General features: G+C 46.0%; 8 protein-coding genes. 4 read left to right on the plus strand and 4 right to left on the minus strand.

The genetic code is table 11. The annotated features are described in order from the left end of the window. Positions 1-298 precede the first annotated feature (298 nt). The 3 genes from KOE27_RS05225 (at position 299) to KOE27_RS05235 (ending at position 6438) form a co-directional block, all read left to right on the plus strand. On the plus strand, positions 299-2683 hold the full coding sequence (locus KOE27_RS05225) for an outer membrane beta-barrel family protein (RefSeq protein WP_215238383.1): 2385 nt from the start codon (positions 299-301) through the stop codon (positions 2681-2683). A 321-nt stretch (positions 2684-3004) separates the two neighbouring features. Continuing rightward, complete coding sequence (locus tag KOE27_RS05230) at positions 3005-3454, plus strand: response regulator (RefSeq protein WP_215237773.1); 450 nt, start codon at positions 3005-3007, stop codon at positions 3452-3454. A 158-nt stretch (positions 3455-3612) separates the two neighbouring features. Then, entirely contained in the window at positions 3613-6438 is a 2826-nt protein-coding gene (locus tag KOE27_RS05235) for a PAS domain-containing protein (protein WP_215237774.1), read from the plus strand. On the opposite strand, the gene KOE27_RS05240 is transcribed toward KOE27_RS05235, so the two are convergent. Next, positions 6401-7303, minus strand: a complete 903-nt coding sequence (locus KOE27_RS05240) for a DMT family transporter (RefSeq protein ID WP_215237775.1) — start codon at positions 7301-7303, stop codon at positions 6401-6403. The two genes, KOE27_RS05235 and KOE27_RS05240, sit on opposite strands and share 38 nt — an antisense overlap. Positions 7304-7405: 102 nt before the next feature. Here KOE27_RS05240 and KOE27_RS05245 point away from each other — a divergent pair, with 102 nt between their 5' ends. Beyond that, entirely contained in the window at positions 7406-7756 is a 351-nt protein-coding gene (locus KOE27_RS05245) for a DUF1801 domain-containing protein (RefSeq protein ID WP_215237776.1), read from the plus strand. A gap of 8 nt (positions 7757-7764) precedes the next feature. On the opposite strand, the gene namA is transcribed toward KOE27_RS05245, so the two are convergent. The 3 genes from namA to KOE27_RS05260 form a co-directional block, all read right to left on the minus strand. Continuing rightward, complete coding sequence (gene namA, locus KOE27_RS05250; RefSeq protein ID WP_215237777.1) at positions 7765-8829, minus strand: NADPH dehydrogenase NamA; 1065 nt, start codon at positions 8827-8829, stop codon at positions 7765-7767. 109 nt (positions 8830-8938) lie between these two features. Next, positions 8939-9142, minus strand: coding sequence for a YwbE family protein (locus KOE27_RS05255; protein WP_215237778.1), 204 nt, complete (start codon positions 9140-9142; stop codon positions 8939-8941). Positions 9143-9164: 22 nt separating this feature from the next. Further along, positions 9165-11402, minus strand: coding sequence for an FUSC family protein (locus KOE27_RS05260; RefSeq protein WP_215237779.1), 2238 nt, complete (start codon positions 11400-11402; stop codon positions 9165-9167). Between the last annotated feature and the right edge of the window lie 202 nt (positions 11403-11604).

The raw sequence follows: 11604 nt of genomic DNA on the forward strand, positions 1-11604 counted from the left end.
ACTGCCTACTGCCTACAACAAAAACGGGCAGCAAAGATAGGGAACTTCAAAGCAAAGGAGTCATGCCGGTAAGAAGTTTTATCTTTTGGTAATGTCCGTACAGACGTGCAGTTCGGATGATTCCGCACATATCACGGCTCTGTTTGGAGTAAATGACATTCACCTATCTGCTTTATAGGAGATATCTTCTTCAGTCGTAGTCTTTAAGAAATTATTAAAAATGAAATTCCCCGTAGGTTTGCAAAGGAGCGTAAGAGGTACACATTTTGGCGGAGCCACTACCTTGTGGTATTTATTAATGGCACTTTGTATTTCGGAATACAGCTTCGCGCAGAGCAGCCAGAAAGTGAAGGTTACCGGAAAAGTGATTGATGCGCAGAATAACAGCGCGCTGGGCTATGCTAGTATCCGGTTGTTCAGGAGTGCAGACAGTACCTTTGCAGATGGTGCCATCTCAGATGAAAAGGGCGGATTTGTGGTGGAAGTAGGAACGGGAAATTATTATGCTATCTCCGAATTTATTGGTTACAGAGCAATCACCACCTCAAATATCCGGGTTGGAAATTCTCCGGTAGATATCGGTATGATTAAGCTCGGTGCATCGGCCAGGTCGCTGGAAGAAGTGACGATTCAGGGTGAAAAGAGTACCATGGAATTATCATTGGACAAGAAAATCTTTAACGTTGGAAAAGACCTGGCCAATGCCGGCGGAACGGCCGTAGACATCCTGACCAATGTGCCGTCTGTGGCGGTGGATGTGGAAGGGAACGTAAGCCTGCGGGGCAGCGGGAATGTAAGGATTCTGATTGATGGGAAACCGTCCGGACTGGTAAGTATCAAAGGAGCTAGCGGCCTTCAGCAACTTCAGGGAAGTATGATTGAACGTGTGGAAATTATCACCAATCCTTCGGCACGTTATGAAGCAGAAGGTATGGGTGGCATTATCAATATTGTTTTGAAAAAGGAAAGAAAACAAGGTTTTAACGGGTCTTTTGACATTATCACCGGGCAGCCTGTGAATTACGGGGCCGCAGCAAACGTCAATTATCGAAGAAAAAACCTCAATTTCTTTATTAACTATACCATGTCGTTCAGGAACACACCGGGGCGCAACACGATCTATCAGGAATTATACCGCAATGATAGTACTTTCATTACCCAAAGGAGCATGACCAGCAAGCTCAAAGGGCAGAACAACAGCGCCCGGGGAGGGCTGGATTATTATTTCAATGAAAAAAATGTCCTCACAGCCGCTTATACCTGGCGTATCAGCAATGGTAAACGTTTCTCTGATCTTAACTATTACGATTATATCGGAAGTATGGCGAATCCCGTGAGCCATACCAACCGGACCCAGGATGAGACAGAAAAGGAGCCCAACTCCGAGTATGCATTGACCTACAAAAAAACTTTTAACCGAAAAGGGCAGGAGTTTACAGCAGACGTAAGGTACCTCAACAACTGGGAAGACTCGGATCAGTATTACCGAGAAAATGTGTACAAGCCCGACGGAAGCCCTTCGGGAATTCCCTCTTTGTTTCAGAGAGCCCCTAATTACGAAACGGAAAAGCAGCTTCTTTTTCAGGCAGATTATGTGCATCCGTTCGCTAAGGACGGAAAACTGGAAGGCGGTTTGCGAAGCAGCAGCCGCAATATGACCAACGATTACAGTGTGCTGGAACAAAATGAGGACGGAACCTGGGTGAACCTACCCGGCCTCACCAACGACTTCCTTTACAAAGAGCGGATCAACGCCGCGTATGGTATTATCGCAAATAAAATGAAGAAATTTTCCTACCAGGTGGGCCTGCGGGCGGAATGGACAGGTGTGACCACCGAGCTCCGGCAGACCAGGGAAGTAAATGAAAGAAATTATGCAAACCTCTTCCCGAGTGTCCATGTGACCTATGAACTGCCCAAGCAAAATGCCCTGCAGCTCAGTTTCAGCAGAAGGGTACGCAGGCCGCAGTATAATGATTTGAGTCCCTTCATGACTTACAGTGATAACAGGAATTACTGGAGCGGTAACCCGGATCTCAATCCTGAGTTTACCAATGCTTTTGAGGTAGGGCATATCAAATATCTGGAAAAGGGATCACTCACGTCTTCGTTATACTACCGTCATACCAATGGCAAGATTATCAGTATCAGAAGGGTGGAGGATAATGGTAATTCGTATACGCGTCCGGAAAACCTCGGAACGGAAGACGCCTATGGGGCTGAGTTTACAAGCTCATTTAATCTGTATCAGTGGTGGAAATTGGACGGAAGTTTTAATTTTTTCAGGGCGATGATCGATGGGACAGGTCTGGATGAAAATTTTCAGAGTGATACTTACAGCTGGTTCGTACGTACTACTTCCCGTTTCACCTTATGGAAAAATACCGATGTGCAGTTTCGAGGAAATTATGAAGCGCCGCAACAGACACCACAGGGCAAAAGAAAAGCGATGGCAACGCTGGACCTGGCAGCAAGCCGGGACATCCTGAAAAATAACGGAACATTAACCCTCAGTGTTATAGATGTCTTCAATTCCAGAAGATACCGTTCGATCACTGATGGAGCCAATTTTCATACGGTCAGTAATTCCCAGGGAAGGCTGAGGCAGGTGAACCTCACGCTCAATTACCGGCTGCATCAGGCTAAGAAAAAGCCGAAGGAAGGAATGGAAGGAGAGTTTTAAGCCTGGCGTCCCTGCCTGCCTCTGACTTAGTCAGTCTGAGGGCCTGTGGTAGCTGTTTAACCTACTCTGCTGATTAAATAGAAATGGTAACTAAATCTACATGGCCGATATGCGGTTGTAGATTTAGTTACTATTTTGCATTGTAAGTAGTATTATTTCTAATCAATTATAAAACTTTATTTGTTTTTACTGGTTATTGACTTTATAAGTGCGTAACTTAGATACCGGGTTGATCAAGTGGAGTAACAGAAATCGTGAATATTCTTCGCTCCTTTTTTCCTTAAGCGCCTCTTGGGAGTGATTTAATTAACCCCGGTTATCATGAAAAACGAACATAACAGATCCATCTTCCTTGCAGATGACGACGCAGATGACTGTATGTTGTTTGAGGATGCCTTGAGGGAGGTGTGTACAAAAACCGAGCTCACCACTGCTAATGATGGAGTGGAGCTGATCCATCTGATGGAAACGGCCGTTCCGCCACCACCGGATGTTATTTTTCTGGATTTGAATATGCCCCGGCGGAATGGTTTCGAATGCCTGGAGCTGATCAAGAATAATCTGGCCTGGAAGGATATCCCCGTCATAATATTTTCAACCACCGGACAAGAGGAAATGGTGAAAAGGGTATATGAAACCGGCGCAAATTATTTTATCAGGAAACCGGGGTCCTTTCCCAAACTGAAGCAAGCCATACGACAAGTCCTGGATACCGACTGGAGCCAGCATACCTGGTCGCTCTCTCCCGAAAATTTTCAATATTTATATTAAATTTCTATCTTGGCGCTATGGTGTACAAGGTGTAAAAGGTCATATCCAACTTGCTGGTGTCTGGTGCCACTTGTATTAAGTAAATGATGCGTATGCTCCTTGCGAAAAAGGGATAACCGTTACATGCTGATTAATGAACAAGGATAGCAGGAAGTTTAATGAATTTAATTGAGCTTGATTTTGAACGGGCCAAGGCGCGCCATTTGCTGTTCAAGACCAGATTGAGATCAATACTCTACGGGGCATCTCTCGACGAGGAAACGGTAATTTCTCCTACAAAATGTTTAATGGGTAAATGGATATACAGCCATGCACTGGTTGTGTATGACTATATCCCCGAGATACGTGAACTTGAGCGTGTCCATGTTAAAATTCACCAATATGCCGGTGAACTGATCAGTTTATATAAAATTGGCAGAGAACAGGAAGCCAAAGATGGTCTGCAGACCATAGAAGTAATGGCATCAGAGCTGCTGCGGTTGTTAGCTGTTATAGAAAAAAAAGTGGTATCAGCAGAACCGAATTATCAGCAGAAAGGTGATATAGAAGAACTCCGAATTAATTATTCAGAGCTGCGGGATCTGAACAGCATGCTTCAGGACTTGGACAGGCGTATTAAGGAACACATGGAGGCTACCTCGGTGGTCCGCAAAAAGGCTGTTGAAAACGAAGAGAAGTTCAGAAGTGTGGTCAAACAGGCACCTGTAGGTATCGCCATCCTGAGAGGTCCTGACATGATAGTGGAAATGGCTAACATAACTTATCTGCAGATTGTAGACAGGGCAGAGGAAGGTTTTGTAGGTAATTCGCTTTATTCGTCCCTCCCCGAAATTAAGGCTGCAGTGGATCCTATCCTGTCAAGTGTTTTCAATACCGGTATACCCTACCATGGAAATGAATTTGAAGTAACACTCCGGCGCTTTGGACGGCAGGAACAGTGTTTTTTTAACTTCGTATATCAGCCGTTACAGGAGGCCAACGGAGACATTACCGGCGTTGTAGTGGTAGCCACAGAGGTTACGGCGCAGGTAAACGCCAAACAAACCATACAGCAAAGCGAGGTACAATTCAGAAACCTGGTCACACAATCTCAGTTTGCTAAAGCCATATTCAAAGGGGAGGACATGGTGATCAGTGTGGCTAACGAGGCACTTCTTAAAATCTGGAGGCGGAAAATAGAGGAAGTGGAAGGACGGAAACTGCTGGATATATTTCCGGAATTAAAGAATCAGAGATTTCCGGAAATATTAAAGGATGTATTTACTACCGGAGAGATATACCGCGAAAATGAAGCGCTTGCTTTTATTGACGGTCCGGGAGGTACCCGGGCGCATTACCTGGATTTTCAGTATGCCCCGATGTTTGAAGCCGACGGGAGTATTTCGGGAATCATGGTTTCGGTGAACGATGTAACCGATAAGGTGCAGTTCAGAAAAGAGATCAGTGATGCCGTTGAGCGTCTTTCACTGGCTACGGAAGGAACCCGGCTGGCAACGTGGGATTTGAACCTTATAACTTCTGATATTATTTACTCCCCCCGCCTCGCTCAGATTTACGGATATGAGGAGCATGTTATGCTGACGCACGATCAGTTACGCAAACGAATGCATCCCGATGATCTAAGGTCTATTATCGAGCCTGCATTTGCAAAAGCGATGGAAACGGGTACCTATTTTTATGAAGCGCGGCTGGTGCACCCGGATGAGAGCATTCACTGGGTAAGGACGCAGGGGAAGGTGTACTATAATCATGAACAAAAGCCGGTGCGGATGCTGGGTACCTTGATGGATATCACTGAGCAGAAGCAGTCTGATTTGGCCCTTCGAACCAGTGAGGGTAAGTTCAGAACCCTCGCAGATTCTATGCCACAGCTGGTGTGGACCGGAGATGCCAATGGGAATCTTAATTATTTCAACCAGTCGGTACGTACCTTCAGCGGGCTTTCCCCTGAACAAATAGAGCAGGATGGATGCCTGTCACTGGTTCATCCTGCAGACGCTGAACTGAGCCGCAGGCGATGGAATGTAGCCCTGAAAACGGGTACTGATTTTTTGGTAGAACACCGTTTCCGAAAAAGCGACGGAGCGTATCGCTGGCATCTCAGCCATGCAATTCCTCAAAAGGACACAGACGGCGTGATTACCATGTGGGTAGGAACCAGCACCGATATTCACGACTCCAAACTCTTTATTGACGGGCTCGAATCCAAGGTGGCACAGAGAACTCAGGAACTCACGCTCATTAACGATGAGCTGGTCAGGACGAATATGGAACTTGCTCAGTTTGCCTATGTGGCGAGTCATGACCTTCAGGAGCCACTCCGTAAAATACAAACGTTTGCGAGCCGGATACTAGAAACGGAAGTTAACCTCTCTGAAAGAGGCAGGGATTATTTTGGCAGAATGCAGGCTTCCTCTACCAGGATGCAGCAGCTGATCACCGACCTGCTGGCATTTTCCCGTGCCAATGCCGTCGAAAAACATTTTGAAAAAGCAGATCTCAATGTGGTTTTGGGAAGTGTAAAAGAGCAACTCAACGATACGATTCAGATGAAAAACGCGGTAATAGTTTCCGACAATCTGCCGGTCATGAATATCATCGTATACCAGTTTGAACAGCTTTTTACCAATCTGATCGCTAATTCACTGAAATTCGTTAAATCCGGTACTACCCCGGTTATTACCATCACCAGCGGAACGATTTCGGGCAGGGAGATACCCGAACTGGAAAACGGGGATAACCGCCCTTTCTGGTTTATTTCATTCAGCGACAATGGGATCGGTTTTGAGGAGCAGTTCAAAGATCGGATTTTTCAGGTATTTCAACGGCTCCATACCCGGAATGCCTATGATGGGACGGGAATAGGGCTGGCGATCTGCAAGAAAATTGTTGAAAATCATCACGGCATCATTACTGCCGCGGGAAGACCAAACGAAGGGGCCACTTTTACCTGCTATTTCCCTGTTGCCGATCGGCAATCTTAGGATGGGGAGAATCCGTTTTTGATCTGTAAAAGGTAACAGCAATTCCCAGAAGGATAATTATCCCTCCGAGGATCATCTGAAGGGTTACTTTTTCCCCGATAAACATCCAGGCCATGACGCCGGTCACTACCGACTGGCTCAGAAGCCCGAGAGATACCCGTCCGGCATCCATTTTTTGGATGGCATAGCTGATCGTAAACCAGCCAAGCAGCTGACAAATTACCCCCTGAATCATTAGCACACTCCACACCATAGCGGAGAAATGCCATAAAGGCTGATCAAGCAATAAGCAAAGGGTCAGCAGGTATACTGCAGACACGGACATACTGAACATCAAAAAATTTATAATGTTGATTTTATCCAGTACTGTTTTGCTGATGAGCATGTAGGAGGCGTATAATATGCCGGAGGCAATCGCCATCAGAAACCCCTTGTCGAAGCGCATTTCTAAAATAGTATCAAACCCGATCAGTACCGTCAGACCTGCCAGTGCAATCGCCGTTCCAACCCAGAACTTGGGTTTTGGCTTTTTTGTGAGAAAAAGAAAGCTTGCAATACCAACCCAAACCGGGGAAAGGTTGGTTAGCAGGGTGGCCTGTGTCGCGTTGGAGTACTGAATGGATAGATTCCATACGGCGATATCGCTTCCGAAAATAATCCCGCAAAGGATAATAGGTATCCAAAGTTTCACCGCTGGAAGGATAAGTTTCCTGGAGAACAACACATAGGGTAAAAGCAACAGGGTGCCGATCGCCATCCTGTAAAAAGCAGAAGTAATCCCTGAAACGGGTGCCCATTTCACCAGAACGGGGAATATACTGATACTGATGAGGCCAATAAGTAGGCTGATCCGGGGACTGAACATGCTGATATAATTTACTACAAAGGTACAGTACCAGCCGGATTGACATAAAACAATTATTAGTCGCTATATTACCTTTTATTTGTAAACGCTAAAAAAAGAAAGTTGAGGGACATCGATAACTATTTTCTGAGCAGGCAAGAGCCAGCCCGAAGTATACTCGGTTCACTGAGATCGCTGATCTTAGGATATGATCCGGGCATTACAGAAGTGTGGCGTTACCGCATGCCTTTCTATTGTTTTAACGGGTGGCGTTTCTGCTATTTGTGGCAGGAAAAGGATAATGGCAAGGCCTATCTGGGTTTTGTAGATGGTAATTTAATAACACACCCGGACCTGGTGGCCGAAGACCGCAAACGAATGAGGGTTCTTAAATTTGACCCCAATCTGGATTTGCCGATAGAAAAGATCAATAGCTTGTTGGGTATGGCCATTGATCTTCTACCGGATAAATAGGTTCTATTCTAAATTTTGGCTCTTTCGTACTGGACCGGCCAATGGATGTCCTCTCCAAGCTCCCGCGCTGCCGAAAGCGGGAAATAGGGGTTGCGGAGTAACTCCCTGGCCATAACAATCAGGTCGGCTTGTCCGCTCTGAAGTATTTCCTCGGATTGAGACGCATTGGTGATCAGCCCGACTGTCCCCACGGGTATACCCGCTTCTTTTTTGATCCTTTCGGCAAAAGGTACCTGGTAGCCGGGGCCGACAGATATTTTCTGATGTGCCGCTAGTCCGCCACTGGAGACATCGATAAGATCCACCCCCTCATTTTTTAATATCTCGGAAAGCCGGATGCTTTGTTCTACATCCCAGCCGCCATCTGCCCAGTCGGTTGCCGACAGGCGTACCACCATTGGAACATCTTCACCGATTTTTGCTTTAACCCCTTGTACGATTTCAATTAACAGCCTGATCCTATTTTCAAAGTTGCCCCCATAGGCATCCTCACGCAGGTTACTCAGAGGTGACAGGAACTGATGTACCAGGTAACCATGGGCCGCATGGATTTCTATCACTTTAAAACCGGCTGATACAGCTCTTCCCGCACCGGAAACAAAGTCAGCCACCACCTTTTCAATACCCGCTTGATCCAGTTCCTCAGGAGCATCTTCATTTTCATGGAACGGAATAGCCGATGCACTTAAAGTTTTCCATCCGCCCTGGTCTAAAGGTACCTGTCCTCTGCCTTTCCAGGCGGGATAGGTACTTGCTTTTCTTCCAGCATGTGCGAGCTGAATGGCCGGAACCGCTCCTTGCGCCTCAACGAAACCGGTAATTTGCCTTAATTTTTCAATGTGTTCATCCTTCCAGATCCCCAGGTCCTGTGGAGAGATACGGCCTTCAGGGGATACCGCTGTGGCTTCGGTAATGATCAGTGCTGCGCCGCCAACGGCCCGGCTGCCCAGATGTACCAGATGCCAGTCGTTGGCAAAGCCATCTTCCGAAGAATACTGGCACATGGGTGAGACAACAATCCTGTTTTTTAGCGTTATATTTTTTAACTGGTACGGCGAAAATAAAGAAGACATATTTTTGAATTTTAATGGATGGTGGTAAATGATTCCCACACCTTGTTAAACAGCCTCAAAGCCCAAACAATTCCTGTTAGGGATGTCCAGGAAATTAAAATTCCCAGGGTTATGTATGAATGACTTTCACCCGGCCCACCAGCCCGCTTTCGAGCCGTACCTTAATACCGTGGGTATGAACCGGTGCTTTGGTCAAAACGTCTTTGACGATTCCGTCGGTGAGTTTGCCGGTTCGCTGGTCCTGTTTCAGGACGATGGAAACGGATAGTCCCTGCCTGATGTTTCTGCGTTCGGTTCCTGATAATTCTGTCATAATGAAAAGTTAAATGTGCCGGTCAGACTTTGGTCGTCCGGATTTTTTGCAGGATTTTTATTTCATCAATAGTGATGGTGCTGATCAGCTCAAAAAGCCCGTTGATCGTTCTGAGGTCCGAGAGCATTTTTCGTGCGGGTGATTGAGCCGATTTTTCAACACCTAATTCTTTGATCTCCTTTTTACGGGTAGCCAGTAAAGCCAGCAGTTTCTGGTTTTGGGGCAAGGCTTCTCTTGCAATTTCCAGATTTCCGGAAATTTTACCATCCAGTACATCCAGTACGGCTGTGAACTGCCGGTCGATCTGGCGGATCATTAATTCAAATTCGAATGAAAACTGTTCATAACCAATTGTTTGTGCATAGGTGGAAAGCGAAGCTATGTAGGAGGTAAGCATGTGGCTGGTTGCCACAAACTGGTGGTACTCTTCCATGTTGTGCTGCTGACGCTTAGGCTCTGACAACATTTTTTCAAAATTATCAGACAGGTTTGCCAATGCAATGATCGCATTTTTACGGTGTATTTTCAGTTCGTTAATATCAAGCACCTTTCCGGTGAATCTGGCAGCTACTATGTCAAAGTACTGACGGTTTGCTACCAGCGCCTCACTGATATACTGATTGATCTGGGAATGTTCCCAAACCGGCAGCACGTAAGAAGAAACGAGATAAGCAATAATAGAGCCAATGAGTGTATCCAGTGCCCGGTCCTGAAGTACATCTGTAATGTGATGAGGGTTCAGGAAATTGAGAGAAAGTATCACATACAAAGTAATGCTGGTGGAAGCAATGAAATAATTGGTTTTCAGGAAGGTGTACGCCAGGATCATTGCAATCATCATAAGCCCGAAAAGGGCCGTTCCGTCTTTGATGAAATACAGGATCAGAAACCCCGAAACCACACCCAGCATAGTCCCTCCGATCCGGTAAAGATTCCGTTGTTTGGTGATACTGAATGCCGGTTTCATGATGGTGACGATGGTCAGGAGGATCCAGTAGCCATGGCCCAAATCGAAAAATAAAGAAGCTGTATATCCGATCAGCAAGGCCAGCGTAACCCGTACCGCATGACGGAAATGGCTTGATTTCAGCGACAGGTTATCCAGCAGAATACGCGGATGGTATTCCTGTTTCGGAATAAAATTTTCAACAGACACATTGGGTTTGTAATCTGCACTGAGAGAAACATCGTAGGTGGTGGCAAGGTGCAGTTTTTTTACCCTTTCGGTGATATCCTGTAGGCTGTTCAGGATTTGGCGCAGCATCATGTAGTCTTCAATGTTGTCGTGTGTCATTTGTTCGGCACGCATACGTTCAAATACCGACTGGCATTTGTTGAAGGCTTCGTCCAGGTCATGTTTGGGTCTGGAGGGAAATCCGCTCTGGACGGCTATCCCAATCTGCTGTATTTCGGCTGCCAGCCAGGTGATGTAAGTCCCGAAAAGCCGGAGTACCTGAGAGTGATCGAAAGCCTTATGCAGGTTTTCGTAGTTTTGCTGAGAATTAAGAATTCTTTCAAAGAGATCAATACTGTCCAGGAACATCAGCATGAGTGTCCGGCTGGTATTGGTGGATTCTGTAACAAATTCCCGGGTTTTGAAGAGGATCTCCCGCAGATTTTCGTGGTTTTCCCGCAGAAGTACCTGCTCATGGACCAGCCTTCCGAACAGGTCGTCGTAGTCGGGTTTTGCAAAATAATACCGTGCTTTGATGAACAGCAGTTTCCCAAGCTCAATAAAATTTTCGCCCAGCAGTTGCTGTATCAGCTTATAGGGAAGGAGTTTTTCAAGTACCATAAAAAGAAAGAAGTACCAGATACCTCCCAGTGCGAAAATACTGGCAGTGCGGAGTACCATTTCCCCGCTCAGGTGGTCGTCAATATTAAATACGAAGACAAGAAGCGATATTAATCCGATGCTGTTAATCCGGTTGCCGTATACGCCGGCAAGGGAGAAGAACATTCCGAAAATTATAATTTCCGCAAAAACCATAAAATGGATATGCCGGAGCAATCCTGTAATGCACGCCACCGAAAAACAGGTAATAATGGCAATGATCAGTGCGTTGCGCCTGCGGTGGTAAGGGCCGGGATTATCCGTGCTGCCAATGAGCAATGTACCCAGCGGAAAAGCGATGAGATCTCCCAGGATTCCATAATGCTGGAAAATCAGACTGGGTACTACGGCACCCAAGCTCAAACGGATTCCCGTACTCAGGTGGTGACTGGAAATGAATTTTTTAAATTCGTCGAGGTAATTCATGCTAAGCAAAAGCCGGTACCTGTCGCAATAGTACCAATTAATTATCTTTAATGCTCAAAAAGCTGTGCCAACGAGGAAATTTTTAATCCACTGGTCGGGTTAGCTTTGCATTCATTTAAGTGAGATATTGCATAAATTTTATTTCAATACTGTATTTGACTGAATTACAACCGGAGCTCTATTTTCATGTTTCGGTTAAGAA

Source organism: Dyadobacter sp. CECT 9275, assembly GCF_907164905.1.
In the GTDB taxonomy this organism is placed as follows: Bacteria; Bacteroidota; Bacteroidia; order Cytophagales; family Spirosomataceae; genus Dyadobacter; species Dyadobacter helix.

Coding starts and splice junctions, on each gene's coding strand:
- KOE27_RS05225 (WP_215238383.1), top strand. CDS start 299: ATGGCACTTTGTATTTCGGAATACAGCTTCGCGCAGAGCAGCCAGAAA.
- KOE27_RS05255 (WP_215237778.1), bottom strand. CDS start 9,142: ATGACAGAATTATCAGGAACCGAACGCAGAAACATCAGGCAGGGACTA.
- KOE27_RS05260 (WP_215237779.1), bottom strand. CDS start 11,402: ATGAATTACCTCGACGAATTTAAAAAATTCATTTCCAGTCACCACCTG.
- KOE27_RS05230 (WP_215237773.1), top strand. CDS start 3,005: ATGAAAAACGAACATAACAGATCCATCTTCCTTGCAGATGACGACGCA.
- KOE27_RS05235 (WP_215237774.1), top strand. CDS start 3,613: ATGAATTTAATTGAGCTTGATTTTGAACGGGCCAAGGCGCGCCATTTG.
- namA (WP_215237777.1), bottom strand. CDS start 8,829: ATGTCTTCTTTATTTTCGCCGTACCAGTTAAAAAATATAACGCTAAAA.
- KOE27_RS05240 (WP_215237775.1), bottom strand. CDS start 7,303: ATGTTCAGTCCCCGGATCAGCCTACTTATTGGCCTCATCAGTATCAGT.